14 protein-coding genes are annotated in these 19,173 nt (G+C 75.6%); 9 read left to right on the top strand and 5 right to left on the bottom strand.

Translation table 11 applies throughout. The features are described from left to right. Nucleotides 1-11: 11 nt before the first annotated feature. Together KJS59_RS00935 and fabG are read right to left on the bottom strand one after the other, a co-directional pair. Entirely contained in the window at nucleotides 12-1,175 is a 1,164-nt protein-coding gene (locus KJS59_RS00935; RefSeq protein WP_213450272.1) for an acyl-CoA dehydrogenase family protein, read from the bottom strand. After that, a complete protein-coding gene (gene fabG, locus KJS59_RS00930; protein WP_213450271.1) occupies nucleotides 1,175-1,933 on the bottom strand; it encodes a 3-oxoacyl-ACP reductase FabG in 759 nt (252 codons plus the stop codon). Before fabG ends, KJS59_RS00935 begins: the two co-directional genes overlap by 1 nt. Nucleotides 1,934-2,136: 203 nt before the next feature. Here fabG and KJS59_RS00925 point away from each other — a divergent pair, with 203 nt between their 5' ends. The 3 genes from KJS59_RS00925 (at nucleotide 2,137) to KJS59_RS00915 (ending at nucleotide 5,510) form a co-directional block, all read left to right on the top strand. Next, on the top strand, nucleotides 2,137-2,847 hold the full coding sequence (locus KJS59_RS00925; protein ID WP_213450270.1) for a TetR/AcrR family transcriptional regulator: 711 nt from the start codon (nucleotides 2,137-2,139) through the stop codon (nucleotides 2,845-2,847). A gap of 162 nt (nucleotides 2,848-3,009) precedes the next feature. Then, on the top strand, nucleotides 3,010-4,431 hold the full coding sequence (locus tag KJS59_RS00920; RefSeq protein WP_213450269.1) for an aldehyde dehydrogenase family protein: 1,422 nt from the start codon (nucleotides 3,010-3,012) through the stop codon (nucleotides 4,429-4,431). After that, complete coding sequence (locus tag KJS59_RS00915; protein ID WP_213450268.1) at nucleotides 4,428-5,510, top strand: alcohol dehydrogenase catalytic domain-containing protein; 1,083 nt, start codon at nucleotides 4,428-4,430, stop codon at nucleotides 5,508-5,510. Before KJS59_RS00920 ends, KJS59_RS00915 begins: the two co-directional genes overlap by 4 nt. Before the next feature lie 141 nt (nucleotides 5,511-5,651). On the opposite strand, the gene KJS59_RS00910 is transcribed toward KJS59_RS00915, so the two are convergent. Beyond that, on the bottom strand, nucleotides 5,652-6,674 hold the full coding sequence (locus KJS59_RS00910) for a potassium channel family protein (RefSeq protein WP_213450267.1): 1,023 nt from the start codon (nucleotides 6,672-6,674) through the stop codon (nucleotides 5,652-5,654). A gap of 316 nt (nucleotides 6,675-6,990) precedes the next feature. Here KJS59_RS00910 and KJS59_RS00905 point away from each other — a divergent pair, with 316 nt between their 5' ends. Continuing rightward, a complete protein-coding gene (locus KJS59_RS00905; RefSeq protein WP_213450266.1) occupies nucleotides 6,991-8,079 on the top strand; it encodes a polysaccharide deacetylase family protein in 1,089 nt (362 codons plus the stop codon). Between the two features lie 73 nt (nucleotides 8,080-8,152). Here KJS59_RS00905 and KJS59_RS00900 read toward each other — a convergent pair whose 3' ends face one another. Then, the gene (locus KJS59_RS00900; RefSeq protein WP_213450264.1) at nucleotides 8,153-8,650 is read right to left on the bottom strand and encodes a DUF2199 domain-containing protein; all 498 of its coding nucleotides are present in this window, start codon (nucleotides 8,648-8,650) and stop codon (nucleotides 8,153-8,155) included. Nucleotides 8,651-8,850: 200 nt separating this feature from the next. Here KJS59_RS00900 and KJS59_RS00895 point away from each other — a divergent pair, with 200 nt between their 5' ends. Together KJS59_RS00895 and KJS59_RS00890 are read left to right on the top strand one after the other, a co-directional pair. Continuing rightward, nucleotides 8,851-9,357, top strand: coding sequence for an NADPH-dependent FMN reductase (locus tag KJS59_RS00895; protein ID WP_213450262.1), 507 nt, complete (start codon nucleotides 8,851-8,853; stop codon nucleotides 9,355-9,357). A gap of 448 nt (nucleotides 9,358-9,805) precedes the next feature. Beyond that, nucleotides 9,806-11,053 (top strand): MFS transporter, encoded by a 1,248-nt coding sequence (locus KJS59_RS00890; RefSeq protein ID WP_213450261.1) that lies wholly within the window; start codon nucleotides 9,806-9,808, stop codon nucleotides 11,051-11,053. Here the strand turns inward: KJS59_RS00890 and KJS59_RS00885 are convergent. Next, on the bottom strand, nucleotides 11,016-14,306 hold the full coding sequence (locus KJS59_RS00885; protein ID WP_283775737.1) for a diguanylate cyclase: 3,291 nt from the start codon (nucleotides 14,304-14,306) through the stop codon (nucleotides 11,016-11,018). The genes KJS59_RS00890 and KJS59_RS00885 overlap by 38 nt on opposite strands. Nucleotides 14,307-14,622: 316 nt before the next feature. Here KJS59_RS00885 and KJS59_RS00880 point away from each other — a divergent pair, with 316 nt between their 5' ends. The 3 genes from KJS59_RS00880 to KJS59_RS30800 all read left to right on the top strand — a co-directional run. Further along, on the top strand, nucleotides 14,623-16,200 hold the full coding sequence (locus tag KJS59_RS00880; protein WP_213450259.1) for a S8 family serine peptidase: 1,578 nt from the start codon (nucleotides 14,623-14,625) through the stop codon (nucleotides 16,198-16,200). Nucleotides 16,201-16,421: 221 nt separating this feature from the next. Further along, complete coding sequence (locus KJS59_RS31670) at nucleotides 16,422-18,638, top strand: sensor histidine kinase (RefSeq protein WP_213450257.1); 2,217 nt, start codon at nucleotides 16,422-16,424, stop codon at nucleotides 18,636-18,638. Then, nucleotides 18,635-19,173: roadblock/LC7 domain-containing protein (locus KJS59_RS30800; protein WP_213450256.1), on the top strand; the 539-nt coding region annotated here is incomplete at its 3' end. The genes KJS59_RS31670 and KJS59_RS30800, both read left to right, overlap by 4 nt.

Here is a 19,173-nt window from a genome sequence, read left to right as displayed (position 1 = left end):
ATGCGGGCGGGCTACAGGCCGAGCTTGGTGTAGCCGCGGAGCAGGTCGCGGGAGATGATGAGCCGCTGCATCTCGTCCGTGCCCTCGAAGATGCGGTACAGCCGCACCTGCCGGTACCAGCGCTCGATGGGCAGTTCCCGGGTGTACCCCATGCCGCCGTGGATCTGCATGACCCGGTCCACCACCCGGTTGACCATGCCGGCGCCGTACAGCTTCGCCATCGAGGACGCGTGCCTGGGGTCGAGGCCCTGGTCCACCGTCCACGCGGCGCGCAGCACCAGCCAGCGGGCCGCCTCCAGCTCGGTCTCCGAGTCCGCGATCATCCACTGGATCGCCTGGTTGGTGCCGATCGGCCTGCCGAACGTCTCCCGGGTGTTGGCGTACCCGATCGCCATCGACAGCGCGCGCTCCGCGATGCCCAGGGCGTGCGACGGGATGATGTACCGGCCCTTGCCGATCCACTGCATGCCCAGCTCGAAGCCCTGCCCGATCCCGCCCAGGATGTTGCGGTGCGGCACCCGCACGTCCGCGAAGACCAGGGACGCGGGGCCGCCCTCGCCCATCGTCTGGATGAACTCGGAGCGCCACCCCATCGCCCGGTCCACGAGGAACGCCGTGGTACCGCCGCCCCGGGCGCCCTTCTCCGGGTCGGTGACCGCGACGACGATCGCGAAGTCGGCGTCGTCGCCGTTGGTGATGAACGTCTTCTCGCCGTTGAGCACCCAGTCGTCGCCCTCCCGCCGGGCGGAGAGCCTGATGTTCGCCGCGTCGGAGCCGGCGCCCGGCTCGGTGATCGCGAAGCAGGAGACCCGCTCGCCGGCGATGGTGGGCAGCAGGTACTCCCGCTGCTGCTCCGCGGTGGCGTGGTACAGGATGTTGTCCGCCTCGCCGCCGAACCGGAACGGCACGAAGGTGCGGCCCAACTCGGTCCAGATCAGCGACTGGGTGACGGCGGGCAGGTCCATGCCGCCGTACTCCTGCGGCGTCGACAGCCCCCAGAAGCCGAACTCCTTCGCCTTCCGTTGCAGGTCGCGCAGTTCGGCGCGGGTGGTGCCGGGCTCGTGGCGGCGCTCGCGGCGCAGCAGTTCCGCCTCCATCGGCACGACTTCCCGGCGGACGAAGTCGCGGACGGTGTCCCGGATCGCCCGCTGCTCGTCGTCCAGGCCGAAGTCCATCAGCGCGCCCCGCCGTTGATGTAGAGCGTCTGCCCGCTCACGTACGACGCGTCGTCGCTGGCCAGGAAGGCGATCGCGGCGGCCACCTCGGCGGGCTGGCCGACCCGGCGCAGCGGGGTCTGCGTGGCAACCATCCGCTGGTGGTCCTCGAACGAGGCGCCGACCCGCTCGGCGGTGGCGGCGGTCATGGCGGTGGCGATGTACCCGGGCGCGACCGCGTTCACGGTGATGTTGAACGGACCCAGTTCGATCGCCAGGGTGGTGGTGAGCCCCTGCACGCCGGCCTTGGCGGCGGCGTAGTTGACCTGGCCCCGGTTGCCGAGCGCGGACCGGCTGGACAGGCTCACGATCCGCCCGTACCTCGCCTCCACCATGTACTTCTGCGCCGCCTGGCAGCACAGGAAGATGCTGGTCAGGTTGGTGCGCAGCACCGCGTCCCAGTCCGCCAGCGGCATCTTGAACAGCAGGTTGTCCCGGGTGATGCCGGCGTTGTTGACCAGCACGTCGAGCCGGCCGAACCGGTTGACCACCCGCTCGGTCATGCCCTGCACGGACGCCTGGTCGGCGACATCGCAGCCGAAGGCGGCGGCGGTGCCGCCGGCCTCGGTGATCTCGTCCACGACCGCCTGGCCGCGTTCGGCGGTCAGGTCCACGACGGCGACGCTGGCGCCCTCGGCGGCCAGCCGGCGCGCGGTCGCGGCGCCGATGCCCTGCGCCGCCCCGGTGACGATGGCGGCCCTGCCGGCGAATCTGTCCACTGGCTCTCCCCTGGCTAGAACGCGGTTTCGCTTGGCTCGGAAGCATCGGAAGTCGCCGGCCGCCCGCCGGTGCCGCCCGGCGGCGTGCGGCGCGCTCGCACGGTCGCCGAAGCCGGCGGCGAGCTTCCGGGCGGCCGTGGGTCCATGGTGCCCACTAAACTAGCGCTGCAAGTTTTATCGCGTCCACCCGGAGGTGCGCACCCATGCCCCGGCCGCGACAGGCGCTGCTGAGCCGGCAGCGGATCGTCGAGGCGGCGACCGCGCTGGTCGACGCCGAGGGGCTGGCGGCGCTGTCCACCCGCCGGCTCGCCGCCGAACTCGGCGTGCGCGGACCGTCGCTGTACAACCACTTCGCCACCAAGGACGAGATCCTGGACGCGGTCGCCGACGCGATCACCGGCCGGGTCGACACGTCGGTCTTCGCGACCCTGGACTGGCGCGAGGCGCTGCGCCGCTGGGCGGTGGACTACCGCGGCGCGCTGGCCCGACACCCGAACATCGTCCCGTACCTGGCCCAGGGCCCGGGCCGGCGCCCGGCCGCGCTGGCCATGGCGGACGCGTTCTACGGCGGCATGGTCCGGGCCGGGTGGCCGCCCGCCCGCGCCACCCACATCGGCGCGCTGATGCGGTACTTCGTCGCCGGATCGGCGCTGGGCTCGTTCGCCCGCGGCTTCGTCGAGGACCCGGCCCTGTACGCCGCGCACTACCCGCACCTCGGCCAGGCGCACCGGCTGGCCGAGCACCAGCAGCGGGTGGACGAGGGAGCGTTCGAATTGGGGCTGACCGCGCTGATTGACGGGCTGGACCGGCTCTACCGCCAGTTGCCGAACCGGCCGGCGCAGCCACCCGCGCCCGGCCGCGCGGCCCGCTCCGCGGCGGCGGGTCGGGGCGGTCACGCGGCGGCGGGCGAGTAAGGCCGCGCCCCGCGGTGGGCCGCGCGCCGCTCCGCGGCGGCGAGACGGGGCGGCCGTTCGGCAACGGCGGGCGAGTAAGGTCGCGCCCCGCGATGGGCCGCGCCCGCCGCCGGGCGGGGCCGTTAGGGTAAAACTTGCAGCGCTAGTTTGGGGAGGGCGCCGATGGAGTTGGCCGACCGCACCGCGTTCTACCTGGCGGGGGCCTGGGCGCCGCCGTCGGGTGCCGACACGATCCCGGTGGAGAACCCGTACACCGAGCGGGTCGTGGCGCACGTGCCCGCCGGCACGGCGGCGGACGTGGACCGCGCCGTGGCCGCCGCCCGCGCCGCGTTCGACGGCTGGGCCGCGCTGCCGCCGGCCGAGCGCGCCGGCCACCTGCACCGGCTGCACGCCGCGCTGCTGTCCCGGGCCGAGCTGATCGCCACCACGATCGCCACCGAGCAGGGTTCGCCGCTGGCGCTGGCCACCCGGGTCCAGACCGGGCTGCCGCTGACCGTGCTCAAGGCGTACTCGGAGCTGGCCGAGCGCCCGGCGGCGGAGCAGGTGATCGGCAACTCCCTGGTGGTGCGCGAGCCGGCTGGCGTGGTCGGCGCGATCACCCCGTGGAACTACCCCCTGCACCAGGTCCTCGCGAAGGTGGGCGCCGCCCTCGCCGCCGGCTGCACGGTCGTGCTCAAGCCCAGCGAACTCACCCCGTTCGCCGCGTACCTGCTGTTCGACGCCGTGGCCGAGGCCGGCCTGCCGCCCGGCGTGGTGAACCTGGTGACCGGCACCGGCCCGGTGGCCGGCGAGGCCCTCGCGGGCCACCCGGACGTGGACCTGGTCTCGTTCACCGGGTCGACCGCCACCGGCCGGCGCGTCACCCACCTGGCCGCCGACCGGATCGCCCGGGTCGCGCTGGAACTCGGCGGCAAGTCCGCCAACCTGATCTTCGAGGACGCGGACCTGGTGAGGGCCGTCAAGGTCGGCGTCGGCAACGCGTTCCTCAACGCCGGGCAGACCTGCACCGCGTGGAGCCGGATGCTCGTCCACCGGGACCGGTACGCCGAGGCCCTGCGGATCGCGGCGAAGGCGGCCGCCGGGTATGCGCCGGGCGACCCGTTCGCCGAGGGGACCCGGCTCGGCCCGCTCGTCTCGGCCGACCAGCGGGCCCGCGTGCGCGCTCTGGTGGAGAAGGGGATCGCCGAGGGGGCCCGGGTGGTCGCCGGCGGGCCGGAGGCACCGCTGCCCGGGCGCGGCTACTTCGTGGCCCCGACGGTCCTCGCCGACGTGCACCCGGACGCCACGGTCGCCCAGGAGGAGATCTTCGGCCCGGTGCTGTCGGTGATCCCGTTCGCGGACCAGGACGAGGCCGTGGCGATCGCCAACAACTCCCGGTACGGGCTGGCCGGCGCGGTCTGGTCGGACGACCAGGAGCGCGCCCTGGCCGTGGCCCGCCGGCTGCGTACCGGCGCGGTCGACGTCAACGGCGGCACGTTCAACCCGCTGGCGCCGTTCGGCGGGTACAAGCAGTCCGGCATCGGCCGCGAGTTGGGCCGGTTCGGGGTCGAGGAGTTCCTCCAGGTGAAGGCGATCCAGCGATGACCGTCCGCGCCCTGGTCGCCCGCGAGGGTGGCGTTCTCGCCGTCGAACCGGTCGACCTGCCCGAGCCCGGCCCCGGGCAGGTGCGGGTCCGGATCGCCGCGGCCGGCGTCTGCCACTCGGATCTGTCCATGGTGAACGGCACGCTCGCCCCGCCGTTCCCGCTGGTCCTCGGGCACGAGGCGGCCGGCGTGGTGCTGGCCACCGGCCCCGGCGTCGACCGGGTCGCGGTCGGGCAGCACGTGGTGCTCAACTGGTCGCCCGCGTGCCGGCGATGCTGGTACTGCCTGCGCGGCGAGCCCTGGCTGTGCGCGACCGGCGGGGCGCCGGCCACGCGCCGGGGCAGCACCGCTGCCGGCGAGGCCCTGCACGTCACGCTCGGCCTCGGCGCGCTCGCCGACGAGGTGGTCGTGCCGCAGGCCGCGGTCATCCCGGTACCGGCGCAGGTGCCGCTGGAGCGGGCCGCCCTGCTCGGCTGCGCGGTGCTGACCGGCGTCGGTGCGGTCCGCAACACGGCCCGGGTCGGCGCGGGGGAGTCCGTGCTGGTGCTCGGCCTCGGCGGCGTCGGGCTGAGCGCGGTGACCGCCGCCCGGTCCGCCGGCGCGGCCCCGATCGTCGCGGTCGACGTCTCGGCGGCGAAGCGGGAGTTGGCGCTCGCCGCGGGCGCCTCGGACTTCCTGGTCGCCGACGACGGGCTCAGCAAGGCGGTCCGCGGGCTCACCGGCGGCCGGGGCGCGGACCACTCGTTCGAGTGCGTCGGGCGGGCCGCCACGATCCGGGCCGCCTGGCGGGCGACCCGCCGCGGTGGCCAGGTGACCGTCGTCGGCATGGGCGGCAAGGACGACCTGGTCAGCCTCAGCGCGCTGGATATCTTCTCGTCCGCGCGCACGCTGCGCTCGTCCGTCTACGGCTCGTCCGACCCGGACGTCGAGGTCCCGGCCCTGGCCAACGCGGTGCTGGCCGGCGACCTGGACCTGATGCCGCTGATCACGCACCGGATCGGCCTGGCGGACGTGCCGGCCGCGTTCGACCGGATGGCCCGGGGCGAGGGCGCCCGCTCCATCGTGCTGCCGGCCGGCTGACCATCGATTGTCCGGTAGCCGGCAGCCACGCGGGTATCTGGGCCGCCGCCTCGCCGCACTTACCTGTGACGCGGCCACCGCTCGCCCGTCGGGGTACCCCCGATCTCCGGCGCCGGGCGGTGGCCGCCTCGCCGCGACGGCTCAGCGCTGCGGGGTGACCGGCGTGCTGGGCTGTTCGTTGCGGACGTAGACGAGCGTGTCGCCGGTCTCGACGACGGCGCCCTCGGGCTGGGCCAGGTTCACCACCTGCCCCCGGCGCACCAGCGCGATCACCACCTCGGCTACCTCCCGCGGCGACCTGCCGACCTCGGCCCGGGTGGCCGAGCGCAGCGCCAGCGCCATGCCGTGGCCGGCGGTGAGCAGGTCCTCCACCACGTCGATCAGCGGCGGCGCCGACGTGGACAGGCCGAGCAGCCGCCCCGCCGTGGCGGAGGACACGACCACCTGGTGGGCGCCGCTCTGCCGCAGCAGCGGCGCGTTCTCCGCCTCCCGGACCGCCGCCACGATCCGGACCTGCCCGGCGGTCAACTGCCGGGCGGTCAGCGTGACCAGCACGGCCGCCTCGTCGGTGTCGGTCGCGATGATGATCGCCTTGGCGAGCCTGATGCGCGCCTCGGTCAGCACGGACGAGCGGGTCGCCGACCCCTGCACCGCCACCAGGCCGTCCGCGGCGGCCTGCCGGACCGCCGCCTCCCGCTCCTCCACCACGACGATCTTGCCCGGGTCCAGGCCGTTCTCCTTCAGCGCCCGCACCGCGCTGCTGCCCTTCGTCCCGTACCCGCAGACGATCACGTGGTCCTTCAAGTGCGTCCTCCACCGGCTCAGCCGGGCGTTTCGTCGGTACTGCTCGGTCAGCACCTCCAGGGTGGTACCGACCAGGATGACCAGGAACAGGACGCGGGCCGGGGTGAGCACGATCAGGTTGACCAGCCGGGCCCGCGGGGTGACCGGGGTGATGTCCCCGTACCCGGTCGTGGTGAGCGAGACGACCGAGTAGTACGCCGAGTCGAGCAGGGAGAGGTTTTTGTGGCCGGCGACGTCCTGGTACCCGCCGCGGTCCGCGTAGACCACGACGACCACGATGGCCACGAGCGCCGTGGCGGCGAGGAACCGGACGCCGAGCGCGCGTAGCGGGCTGCGGTTCGGCGCGGGAAAGAGGATCACCGGCCGACCCCACCGGCGCAGCAGAGCGCGGACACGGCCACACCTTAGTCGCCCCGACCCGCCCGCCCGGCCCTAACCCGCCTGGAACCGGTCGGCGGTGTCGCGGCGCCCGCCCAGAACGATCCGGGCGATGCGTTTCTGAAACGTATCGGAAATGACTTCGATATGTTTCAATGAGCGCGGCCCCACCGTGCCGCTCCCTGCGGGTACCACCCCACCGTCCCGCCGGCAGGGCGGCGGCCGGCGTACCCCCGTCCGACCCTGCCGACGCCGCCAGCCTGGAAGCGGCGGCGCCGGCACACCCCGAGGAGAGGCAATGCCTTCTACCCGTCGTACCAGCCGGCGTTTCCTCGCCGGCGCCCTGGCGCTCGCCGCCGCCGCGGCCGGCGCCGCCGCGGCGATCGCGGTCGCCGCCCCCGCCCAGGCCGCCACCTGCAACGGCTACGTCGGCCTCACCTTCGACGACGGCCCCACCCCCGGCAACACCCAGAACCTGCTCAACGCGCTGCGGTCCGCCGGCCTGCGGGCCACCTTCTTCGACGAGGGCCAGAACGCCCAGTCCAACCCGTCCCTCGTCCAGGCGACGGTGGCCGCCGGGATGTGGATCGGCAACCACTCCTGGGACCACCCGCACATGACCCAGCTCAGCACCGCCCAGATGACCAGCCAGATCGGCAACACCCAGCAGGTGCTCCAGCAGACCTCGGGTGCCGCGCCGAAGCTGTTCCGGCCGCCGTACGGCGAGACCAACGCCACCCTGAAGTCGGTGGAGGCGCAGTACGGCCTCACCGAGATCATCTGGGACGTCGACTCGCAGGACTGGAACGGGGCCAGCGTGTCGGCGATCGTGCAGGCCAACGCCCGTCTCACCAACGGCCAGGTCATCCTCATGCATGACTGGCCGGCCAACACCGTGGCCGCCATCCCGCAGATCGCGGCGGGTCTGGCCAGCCGCAACCTGTGCGCCGGCATGATCTCGCCGGCCACCGGGCGGGCGGTCGCCCCGGACGGGAGCAACCCGCAGCCCACCCAGCCGACCGTATCGCCGACCCGGCCCCCGACGGGCGGCCCGACCAACCCGCCGGCCGGTTCGGGCTGCCGGGTCACGTCGTCGGTCAGCGCCTGGAACAACGGCCTGACGAACAACCTCACCATCACCAACGCGAGCAGCGCGCCGGTCAACAACTGGCGACTGACCTTCACCCTGCCCGGCGGCCAGACCATCACCTCGGGCTGGAACGCCACCTACAGCCCGAGCAGCGGCCAGGTGACCGCGACCAACGCCGGGTACAACAGCACGATCGGCCCGAACGGGTCGACCACGATCGGCTACCAGGCGACGCACAACGGCAACAGCTCCGCGCCGAGCGGATTCGCCCTCAACGGGGTGGCCTGTTCGGGCTGACCGGCCGGCCGGAACCCGCGGGCCGGTGCACACCAGTGCGCCGGCCCGCGCCCGTGGCGGCGCCGGTGGGGCGTCAGCCCCGGCTGACGGCGGCGAGCACGAGATCATGCGGCCATTCATCGCGCAGAACGCGGTCGAGCTGCGGGTCTTCCGAGGCGTCGCAGTACGGCGTCTGATCGGTGTCGCGCACGACCGCCTCGACCGGGGCGGCCAGCATGCCCCAGGGCGGGACGGCGTTCGCGAGCCGGCCCGTGAGCCGTAGGTGGCGGTACTCGGGTTCCCACCACACGGCGATGATGGACTGGAGTTCACCGGGGTCGACGGCGAGCCAGACGCCGAACGTGATGGTGTGGCCCTCGGTCAGCCTGATCGGCAGCAGCGCGCGGACGAAGGCGCCGATGTCCGGAACCCGCATCATGACCGACTCGCGGGCGGTGGGATGGCTCATCCAGGTGCCGGGCGTCCGGTCTTTGGCCGGCGCGTCGAGCACCGCGTCTGGCAGCGTGAAGCGCACGTGCGGGTTGTGCGCGTCGAGGGCGCGTCCGCAGGAGGGGCAGGTGTCAGCGCTCATCGCGTGAGTATCCCCAAACCCGCCCCACCCCACCACGCACCGCCATCCGCATGCGCCCCTGCCGCTCCCTTGCCCGCTCGGCGCGCGGGCCTCCACCCGGGGCTATAACGAAGCTCTCGAATGGCTTGCGGCGCGCACCTGGCAACGGGACGGGCCCGAACGGTATACCCATTTGCCTATGGGATTGATAGGGTTTGACGATGAGTCGCATCGTCGTTGTCGCGGGCAACCCGCGCCCCGCGTCCCGCACCCTCGCCCTGGGGGTCGCCGTCGGCCGGGTGCTTGCCGAGGGCGCCCCCGAAGGCCGGGGCCAGGAGGCCACGCCCGGCCAGCCGCACCCGATAGACCTCGGCGCGTTCGGTGCCCGGCTGCTCGTCCCCGACGCCCCGGAGGTGGTCGCCGCGCTCGCCGCCGCCCACTCCGCCGGCACGCTGGTCGTCGCCACCCCCACCTACAAGGGCAGCTACACCGGTGTGCTCAAGGTCTTCCTGGACTACCTGCCGGCGAACGGCCTGGCCGGCGTGGCCGCCGTGCCGGTCACCGTGGCGGGCGTCGAACCCCAGGCCGAGCAGTCCGCCCGCCACCTGAGCGGCCTGCTCACCGAACTCGGCGCCGACGTGCGCACCCCGATCGCCGTCACCGAGTCGCGCCTGTCCGACCCGGCGCGGGCCGCGCTCGAGGCCCTGCACGCCCCCCACGCACCCTGACCCTCCTCCCTCGGCCACCCCGGATCCCCGGCCGATCTTGGAGTTGTGGTGGCAATCTCGACTTTCCGACTTTTCCGGTGGGTCCAGGGCTTACCCCGGCCCGCCCCGATGGCCCGCGCTGGTGTCCCCCCAGCCGGTGCCCCAAGGTCCACCCGCTCCAGCGCCCGTCGCCCGCGCCCGCCGGCACTGCCCGTCGCCCGTGCCCGCCGGCACTGCCCGCCGCCCGTGCCCGCCGGCACCGGCTGTCCGTGTCGGCGCAAGCGCGCGCCTTCGCGGGAGCGGGGCGGCGCGGGAGAAGGCCGCGGATCGCGTGCCTCGCGTCGGTGGCGGTCCGGGGCGCGTCGTAGCATCGGCGCGTGGGCGGCACCGTGGAGCACCTGCCGCTGGTCGGCGGGCAGTCGGGGATCTCGGCCGGGCGGCGGCGGGCTGCGCGCGGGGTGGCGGGGCGGTGAGCGCTCCGGCGAAGCCCGGCACCCGCGGCCACGCCGGCCGCGCCGGTGCGGAGGAGGACCGCGTCCGGCTCGCGGCGGTGGGTGCGCTGCTGGCCCTGTCCGCGGCGATGTTCTGCTACGTCACCGCGGAGAGCCTGCCGATCGGCCTGCTCCAGATCATCTCCGCCGACCTGCGGGTGTCGCCGTCCGCGGTCGGCGCCCTGGTCACCGGGTACGGGGTCGTCGTGGCGTTGACGTCGGTGCCGCTGACCATGCTGGCCAGGCGGGTCCCGCGACGGCTGCTGCTGTCCGTCACGCTCGCCGGTCTCGTGCTGTCGACCGTGGTCAGCGTGCTGCGTCCGTCGTTCCCGCTGCTGCTCGGCGCGCGGGTGGTGACCGCGCTGACCCAGGCGGTCTTCTGGTCCGTGGTGGGGCCGGCGGCGGTCGGGCTGTTCCCGGCGCGGCTGCGCGGGCGGGTCCTCGCGGTGCTGTTCACCGGCGCGTCGCTGGCCCTCGTCCTCGGCGTGCCGGCCACCACCTGGCTGGGCCAGCAGGCCGGCTGGCGGGCGGCGTCCCTGGCCGTGGCCGGGCTGGGGCTGGTCGCGCTGGTCCCGGTCGCGGTGCTGCTGCCGACCGCCCCGCCGGACGAGAGCCACGCGGCCCTCGGCCGGGCGCCGGACCGGCGCCGGTACTCGCTGCTGCTGGGCGTCACGCTGCTGGCGGTCACCGGCGTGTTCACGTCGTTCACGTACGTCACCGAGTACCTGACCGGGGTGGCGGGCTACCCGGCAGCCGCGCTGGGGCCGCTGCTGTTCATCCGGGGCCTGGCCGGCCTGGCCGGCGCGGGCGTGGCCGGCGTAGTCGTCGACCGGGGACCCCGCCGCGCGCTGACCGGCGCGGTCGCCCTCATGGCCGCCAGCCTCGCTGGCATGTGGGCCACCGGACCGGCGGCGGTACCGACCATGGTGATGTTGTGCGTGTCCGCCGTCGCGATGAGCCTGATCGCACCCGGCCTCCAGACCCGGGTGCTGGACGTGGCGCCGGGCCGCTCCGACGTGGCGGCGGCCGGCATGTCCGCCGTGTTCAACGTCGGCATCGCCGCCGGCGCGCTGCTCGGCGGCGTGCTGCTGCCGCTCGCCGGCGTGCGCAGCACCGCCCTGGTGGGCGCCCTGCTCACCGCCGGCGCCCTCGGGCTGGCGCTGGCCGAGCCGCGGCCCGGCCAGCGGATCAGCCCACGCTCAGCAGGCCCGCGCCCTGCCGCGTGACGTCCAGGCACTGGTCGACGATCAGGTCGAGGGGGCAGGTGCGCCCCTCGCGCCGGGCGGCGTTGGCCACCGGGGCGGAGAGGACCGCGCGGGCGGCCTCCCAGGTGGCGCCGTCGCGCTCCTCGGCGTCCCGCTGCGCGGCGATCCGGTGCCGGCGGCGCAGCGTATCGACCGCGCCGAGCAGCCGGGCCGCCAGCCGCGGGTCCCGCTCGATCAGCGCGTCCGCGACGCAGCCCAGGGAGACGGCCAGGTCCTCGGCGTCGCCCAGGTCGTGCCGGCGCTCCAGGGCGGCCAGGAACAGCGGCAGCGCACCGGCCCGGTCGCCGCCGGCCCGGGCGGCCAGGCCCAGTTGGTGCAGGGCCATCGCCTCGCCGAACACGTCGCCGAGGGCGCGGGCCAGGTCCAGGGCCTCGGCGGCGGTCTGCCGGGCGGCCCGCGGGTCGTGCTGGGCGAGGCGGATCTCGGCCAGGCACTCCAGCCCCAGCAGCACCCCGCGCCGGTTGCCGGCGGCCCGCTCCAGCGCCAGGCACTCGTCGACGTGGCCGGCGGCCTCCGCCACGGCGCCCCGGCGCAGGGCCGCCTTCGCCAGGTTGCCCAGCGCGATCGCGGTCCCCTCGGGCTGGCCGAGCTCGCGCCAGACCGCCAGCCCGTACCGGAAGTGCTCGGCCGCGGCGGCGTCGTCCCCGACGATCAGGGCGGCGATGCCGAGCGTGTTGCGGGCCTGCGCGGCGGCGGGCCGATCGCCGTTCGACTCGGCCAGGCGCAGCGCCTCGGTGCCGTGCACCGCGGCCGCGTCCGCGTCGCCCTGGGTGATGGCCAGCACCCCGGCCGCGTACAGCAGGGTGGCGGCCAGCGGTCCGGGCAGGTCGGCCCGGTACGCGAGTACCCGGTCCAGCCACTCGCGGCCCTGCGCCAGATGCTCGCCGTTGCGCCAGTACCGCCACAGGCCGGCGCAGATCCGGCCGGCCTCGGCGACCCGGCCGGCGTCCATCGCCCACGCCATGGCGGCGCGCAGGTTCGGGTACTCCCGGTGCAGCCGGTCCGCCCACTCGGCCTGCTCCGGGCCGGTCATCCCGGCGGCGGCCCGTTCGGCGACGCCCACCTCGTGATCCAGGTGCCGCCGGCGCACCGCGTCCCCGCCCGCCTCGGCGAGCCGGAGCCTCGCGTGCGCCCGGATGACGTACAGCATCCCGTACCGGGTGCCGCCGCCCGGCTCGGGCTCCGCGGTCAGCAGGCTCTTGGCCACCAGCCCGTCGAGCAGGCCGGGCAGGCGGTCGCCGGCGGCGACTCCGGTGACCGCGCGGGCGGAGTCCACTGTGGCGCCCCCGACGAGCACCGCGAGGCTCCGGAACAGTTCGCGCTCGGCCTCGTCGAGCAGCGCGTAGCTCCAGTCGACGGCGCCGCGCAGGGTCTGCTGACGGGGCGGGCGGTCCCGGGGGCCGGTGCCGCCGAAGTGCCGGTCGAGGTCGGCCAGCAGGGCGGCCGGGCCGAACGCGTCGGCGCGGGCGGCGACCAGTTCGATCGCCAGCGGCAGGCCGTCCAGCAGCCGGCACAGCTGGACCACGGTCGGCAGGTCGGCGGCGGTGAGCGCGAAGCCGGGCGCGCGCTGCGCGAACAGGGCGACGGCGGGGGACTGGCGCAGCACGTAGGCGACCGGGTCGGCGTTGAGCGGCACGGCCGCCAGGTCCGGCAGGGGCAGCGGCAGCACCCGGTACACCTGCTCGCCGTAGATGCCGAGCGGCTCGCGGCTGGTGACCAGCGCGGCGACGCCCGGCGCGGCGGCCAGCAACTCGCCGATCGCCGGCCCGGCGTCGATGGCCTGCTCGAAGTTGTCCAGCACGAGCAGTATCCGGGCGTCCGCCAGGTGCTCGGCGAGCGCCTCGGCCGGCTCCTGCCCCGGCGCCTCCTCGACGCCCAGCGCGGCGGCGATCGCGGCCACCACCTGGCCGGCGTCGGTGGCCTGGCTGAGCGCCACGAACGTGACCCCGTCGTCGAACTCGTCGGCGGCCGCGCCGGCCACCGACATCGACAGCCGGGTCTTGCCGACGCCGCCGGGCCCGGCCAGCGTCACGAGCCGCCCGGTGGCCAGCAGCGCGGCGACCCGCCGGGTGTCCTCCTCCCGGCCGACCAGCGAGGTGATCGGTGCGGGGACCCGCACCCGCCGGCGGGGCCGGCCGAGCAGCGCCGGGCTGATGGTCCAGCCGCCGTCCGGCGCGGGTTCGAGGCCGCCGCGCGCCCGCAGGCGCTCCAGCTCCCGGCCGGCGGCCGCGGGCAGGCCGCCGCTCTGCCGGGCCAGCCAGCCGACCAGGGTCCGGCTCGGTTCGCCGCGCAGTGCCGCGCGCAGCCAGATCCGCAGGGCGGCCGGGGACCACGGGGTGAGTTCCACGACGGTCGTGCCCGGCTCGTCCGGCGGCGCGGTGGTCTGAGCGACCACCACGCCGAGTACGGGCGCGTCCCCGTACGCGGCACGGGCCGCGGCGACCCGGTCGGCGGCGTCCACGTCAGCCAGCAGCAGGACGGGGCCGTCCACAACGGACGGTACGGGCGGTGGGGCGGGCGCGGCCGGTATCGGCACGACGGTGAAGCCGCGCATGGCCGCGAGCCGGGCCACCTCGGCCAGGAACCGGGTGTGGCCGGCGCCGGGCTGGCCGGTCACCCGCAGCACCCCCGCGTCGGCGGCCGCGAGCCGGGTCAGGTAGTCGTGCGTGGTGGCCAGGGCGGCGTCCCGCTCCCAGAGCCGGCCGCCGGTGTCCGCGACCCGCGCGTCACCCGTCGCGGCGTCCTCGGCGTCGTCGGCGACCGCGCCGTCGCGACCGCGCCGCTTCGCCAGGTAGTTGCGCCGGTCTGCGGCGGCCAGCAGCGCGGCGGGCGTGTCGCCGTCGCCCGGGGCGGCGGCCACGCCGAGGCTGATCGTCAGGAACAGCGGCGGCTCGCCCGGGAAGCCGGCGGCGCGCACCCCATCGGTGATCCGTAGCGCCAGCCGGACCGCCTCGTCCCGCCCGGTGCCCGGCAGCAGCAGCACGAACTCGTCCCCGCCGTACCGGAACAGCGTGTCCCCGCGGCGGGACAGGCCCGCCACCCGCTCGGCCACCTGGCGCAGCACCAGGTCACCGCGGGCGTGCCCGTAGACGTCGTTGACCGTCTTGAAGAAGTCCACATCGAACAGCAACAGCGCGACGGGGTCGCCGCCGGTGCGCGCGAGGGCGTCCGCGATGGACGGTTCCAGCGCGGCGCGGGGGCGGGCGCCCGTGATGGAGTCGAAGGGGTACCCGTCCAGCTCCTCACCGCCCTCGGTCGCACCGCCTCTGCCCGACTGTCCGGCACATCGGCGGCTCCAACGGCATCGTACGGGCCGGCCTGAGATTTTCGGTCCGCCGACTCGAAGATCCCCAATGTGCCTTTTGTGGACTGCCGCGATTCGCCGCGCCGCCGACGATCATCCCTACTGGCGCATCGATCGGACGTTAGGAGGATTTCGGTAGCAGCCCGGTGACAATTCGCTCTGATTTCACGCATGGTTACTGGGACCGCAGCGGGCAGCTACGGACTTGTACTGAAAGGGAAGTCGGGTGTTGATCACTATACGAACGCCGGCCCGGCGCCGCCGCTGGCTGGCCGCGACCGTGGCCGCGCTGCCGCTCGCCCTGGCCGGGGCAGCCGTGCCGGCCACCGTCACGCCCGTCGCCGGTGCCGCCGCGGCGCCGCCGGGCTGGGCGGGGCAACTCTGGTCCGGGTCCGCTCCCGGCGGCACCGAGCACACGCTCGGCCAGATCCGCACGATCATCGGCGCGGACACCGGTGCCGCCGCGTCGCTGACCGGCGCCGGCGTCGGGGTCGCGCTCGTCGACACCGGCGTCGCCCCGGTGCCGGGGCTGCCCCCGGCGCAGATCCGCAACGGGCCGGACCTGTCCTTCGAGTCGCAGTCCGCGGACCTGCGCTACCTGGACACCTACGGTCACGGCACGCACCTGGCCGGCATCATCATCGGCAACGACACCGCCACCGGCACCCGGGGCATCGCCCCCGGCGCGAGGCTCACCTCGATCAAGGTCGGGACGGCCAGCGGCGCGGTCGACGTGTCCCAGGTGATCGCCGCCATCGACTGGGTCGTGCAGCACAAGAACGACGACCCCGGCTACCCCATCCGGGTGCTCAACCTGTCGTACGGCACCGGCGGCAACCCGGTGCCGTGGACCGACCCGGTGCAGGCCGCGGCCGAGCAGGCGTGGCAGTCCGGCATCCTGGTGGTGGCCGCGGTCGGCAACGACGGCAACGACTTCGGCAAGCTCACCAACCCGGCCACCGACCCGTTCGTGCTCTCGGTCGGCGCCACCTCGCCGAAGGGCACCACGACCCTCGACGACGACGAGCTGACGACGTTCACCAACCTGGCCGCCGCCGGCAAGCCGGTGGACGTGCTGGCGCCGGGCGAATCGGTCGTCTCGCTGCGGGACCCCGGCTCGAACATCGACACCGGCTACCCGGGTGCCCGGGTGGGCGAGAACCTGTTCCGGGGCAGCGGCACCTCCCAGGCGGCCGCGGTGACCTCGGCCGCGGCGGCGCTGCTGTTCCAGGCCCGGCCCTCGTACACGCCGGACCAGGTCAAGTCGGTGCTGCGGCAGGGCCCGTACATCCGGGTCGGGCGGGGCGCCGGGATCGGCATGCGCCAGATCAACGTGACCGCCGCGCTCGTCGCGACGCCGGAGGGCCCGCCGCAGAGCACCTACTGGCCGTGGTCCACCGGCGACGGGAAGGTCGAGGACGCCCGGGGGACCAGCCACGTGATGAGCAACAGCGTCGCGCTGTCCGGCGAGAAGAGCGTCTTCGGGGCGTTCAACAGCGCCGCCTGGGCGGTGAAGTCCAAGGCGCACTCCGCCTGGAGCGGCGGGCTCTGGATGGGCGTCCGGGCGGCCGGCGACGGCTGGACGGGCACCTCGTTCGCGTCCAAGACGTGGGGCGCGGCCACCTGGACCGCGGCGCCGTGGGGCGGTGGCGGCGACTGGGTCGACCCGAGTTGGTCCGGTCGCTACTGGACCGGCCGCTATTGGACCGCGGGCAGTTGGTCCGGCCGCTACTGGACCAGCGACCACTGGGCGGCCGCGGGCTGGCCCAGCGCCGCCGGAGCCCCGCGGACCTACGCACCGTAGTGGCGTGGGGTGTGTCCGGATGCGGACACGCCCCACCGTCGCGTCCCTCCGACGGTCCACAGTGCTGAATACTCCCGGTGGCGAGGAGAAACCGGACGGCCCGCGTGTTCCTTAGGGCTTCTCCACGGGGCTAGTTAACATCCCGATACGCCGATATTGTGCATGGCTGCGGCGGTCAGGCCACGTTGTTGCGGTCTGTACGACTGGGTGAGCGGGGTGTGATGGGTTACGGAGCGCGACAGGACCGCTCCGCCGGCGGGGCGGCGGTGCTCGCACTCCTCACCCTCTGGGCGTTCGCCGCGGTGACCACCGCGGTCGACGTCGCCGACCTGTTCCGGCAGCGCAGCCTCGGCGACGGGTTGGGCCAGCCGACCGACGCGGTGATCACCGCGCTGCAGGACGAGCGGCGCGGCTCGGTCCGCTTCCTCGCCGACGGCGCGCCCGCCCGGCCGGAGCTGGACCGGCAGCGGGAGCGCACCGACGCCGCGGTCGCCGAGTTGCGCCGCCGCGCGGGCGGCTGGAGCGCCCGGCTGGCCGCCTCGGACGCCGTGCGGCGCAGCGCCGACGACCTCACGACCCGGCTCGACGCGCTGCGCGACCTGCGGGCCGGCGTCGACGACCGTGGCGTCGACCGGGCCGCCGCGGCCGACCGCTACACCACCCTGATCGACGCCGCCTTCGGCGTCTACCGCTCCGCCTGGACCCGCCGCGACGGCGACCTGGCCGCCGAGGGCCGCGCGTTCGTCGCCCTGCTGCGCGCCCGCGAGCAGCTCGCCCGCGAGGACACGCTGGCCAGCGGCGCGTTCGCCAGCGGCCGGCTGACCGCGGCCGAACAGCTGCGCTTCGTCGAGCTGCGCGCCCAGCAGCGGCTGCTGCTTGCCGAGGCGGCCGCCCAGCTCCCCGCCGCGGACCGGGCGGCGTACACCGCGCTCGCCACCGGGCCGAAGGGTGCCGCGCTGGCCAGCATCGAGGACCGGGTCGCGTCGACCGGCTCGACCGGCGCCGACCCGGCCGGCGAGGCCGCCGCCTGGCAGTCGGCCGCCGGGCCGGTCCTCACCGCGCAGCGCGTCCTGATCGCCGACGGCGTGCGGGCCAGCGTGGACCGGGCCACGCCGGGCGCCGTGTGGACCATCGTCCGGCTCGGCCTGTTCGGCGGGCTCGGGCTGGTGGCCGTGCTGGTCGCGGCCGCCGCGTGGCGCCGCACCCGGCGCGCCGGGCCGGCCGAAGGGGTCCCGCCCGCCGCCACCGGCCAGCCGGACGTGCTACTCGCCCTGGAGTTGCGCAACCAGGTCCTGGCACGCCGGCAGCTGGACCTGCTGGAGGCGATGCAGCGCCGGGAGACCGGGGTGGACGAGCTGGCGGACCTGTTCACCGCCGACCACCTCGCGACCCGGCTGCGCCGCAACGTGGAGAAGGCGATCACGCTCGCCGGCAGCGACCCGGGCCGCCGCTGGCGCCGGCCGGTCCCGCTGCTGGACGTGGCCCGCGCCGCGGCGGCCGAGATCGAGGAGTACCAGCGGGTCACGGTCGGCCCGATCGCCGACGCCGACCTGGCCGGCCCCGCCGTCACCGACACGGTGCACCTGCTCGCCGAGCTGATCGAGAACGCGGTGGCCGCGTCGCCGGGGACCGCGCCGGTGCGCGTCACCGGCGGCCCGTCCGGTGCGGGCTACGCGATCGAGGTGACCGACGCCGGCCCCGGGCTGGACGGCACCCGGCTCGCCGTGCTCAACGACCTGGTGCGACAGCCGGGTACCCCGCCCGTGACCGGCCAGCGGCAGGGCCTGTATGTGGTGGCCCGGCTGGCACAGCGGCGTGGCCTGGAGGTGGACTTCTTGCCCGCGACGGAGGGTGGCACCACGGCCCGGCTCCTCGTCCCGCCCGCGTTGCTGCCGCGGCCGCCGTCCGGCGACCCGGCGTCGCTGGCGGGCCACGACCCGGCGCCACCGGCGAGCCGCGACCCGGCCTCGATGGTGGGCCGCGACCTGGGGCCGGCGGTGGGCCGCGACCCGGGGCTGCCGGCGGCCCGTGACCCGGCGTCGGCGGTGGGCCGCGACCCGGGGCTGCCGGTGGGCCGCGACCTGGGGGTGCCCCCGGGCCGTGACCCGGCGTCGGTGGTGGGCCGCGACCCGGGGCCAACGGCGGGCGAGACGACCTACGCCGGGCCGGCGGAGCAGCCGGCGGCCGGCCCGGAGACGGAGAACGGGCTGCCCATCCGGGTCCCGCGGCCCAGGAGCGCGGTGCCGGCCGGCGATGACGACGACGAGCCGCCGCGCCCGCCGCCGAGCGCCCGCCGCAGCCGCGCGCCGGAGGACGTGCGCCGGCGGCTGGACGCGTACCGGGCGCAGACCCTGCGCGGCCGCGGGCAGACCGCCGACGCGGAGACCGCGGAGATCCCGGTGAACTGGGCGGACCCGGCAGGACGGGAGGATCGGTGACGGTGGTGGACGCGCCCCCGGTGGACCTGAACCGGGTGCTGGACGATCTGGTCCGCCGGGTCCCCGAGGCCCGGTATGCGATCATGCTCTCCGCCGACGGCCTGCTCATGGCCGGCAGCGCCGAGCTGGACCGGGATACCGGGGAGAATCTCTCCGCCGTGGTCGCCGGCCTCCAGGCGCTGGCCGACGCGGCTGGGCGGCAGAGCGACGCGGGCCGGGTGCGGCAGACGATCGTGGAGATGGAGACGGCGCTGCTGTTCGTCACCGCGTCCCGCCGGGGCGGGGTGCTCGCCGTGCTGCTCCAGGGCGCCGCCGACACCGCCTCGGTCGCGTACGAAATGGCGCTGGTGGCCAGCGGCGTGGACGGGTGGGCGGTCGTGCCGCCCGCGGCCTCGGCCCCGCGCGGCGGTGCTCCGGCCCCGCGCGGCGGCGGGCGGCACGCGGCCCCCGACGACGGTTCCGCCGCCGACCCCGGCGCCGCCTTCCCCGGCGGTGGCCGGCCCGCCGATTCGGGCGGCGGGTGGAGCGGCGGGGG

The sequence above is a fragment of the Rhizomonospora bruguierae genome, from assembly GCF_018397995.1.
Taxonomy (GTDB): Bacteria; Actinomycetota; Actinomycetes; order Mycobacteriales; family Micromonosporaceae; genus Rhizomonospora; species Rhizomonospora bruguierae.
The sequence above is the reverse complement of the archived record's forward strand: the minus strand, read 5'-3'. Positions and strand labels throughout refer to the sequence as shown.

What these genes read in the sequence shown, in the direction of transcription:
- KJS59_RS00920 (WP_213450269.1), top strand. Translation starts at nt 3,010, where the DNA reads ATGGAGTTGGCCGACCGCACCGCGTTCTACCTGGCGGGGGCCTGGGCG.
- KJS59_RS00925 (WP_213450270.1), top strand. Translation starts at nt 2,137, where the DNA reads ATGCCCCGGCCGCGACAGGCGCTGCTGAGCCGGCAGCGGATCGTCGAG.
- KJS59_RS00915 (WP_213450268.1), top strand. Translation starts at nt 4,428, where the DNA reads ATGACCGTCCGCGCCCTGGTCGCCCGCGAGGGTGGCGTTCTCGCCGTC.
- KJS59_RS00900 (WP_213450264.1), bottom strand. Translation starts at nt 8,650, where the DNA reads ATGAGCGCTGACACCTGCCCCTCCTGCGGACGCGCCCTCGACGCGCAC.
- KJS59_RS31670 (WP_213450257.1), top strand. Translation starts at nt 16,422, where the DNA reads ATGGGTTACGGAGCGCGACAGGACCGCTCCGCCGGCGGGGCGGCGGTG.
- KJS59_RS00935 (WP_213450272.1), bottom strand. Translation starts at nt 1,175, where the DNA reads ATGGACTTCGGCCTGGACGACGAGCAGCGGGCGATCCGGGACACCGTC.
- KJS59_RS00895 (WP_213450262.1), top strand. Translation starts at nt 8,851, where the DNA reads ATGAGTCGCATCGTCGTTGTCGCGGGCAACCCGCGCCCCGCGTCCCGC.
- KJS59_RS00905 (WP_213450266.1), top strand. Translation starts at nt 6,991, where the DNA reads ATGCCTTCTACCCGTCGTACCAGCCGGCGTTTCCTCGCCGGCGCCCTG.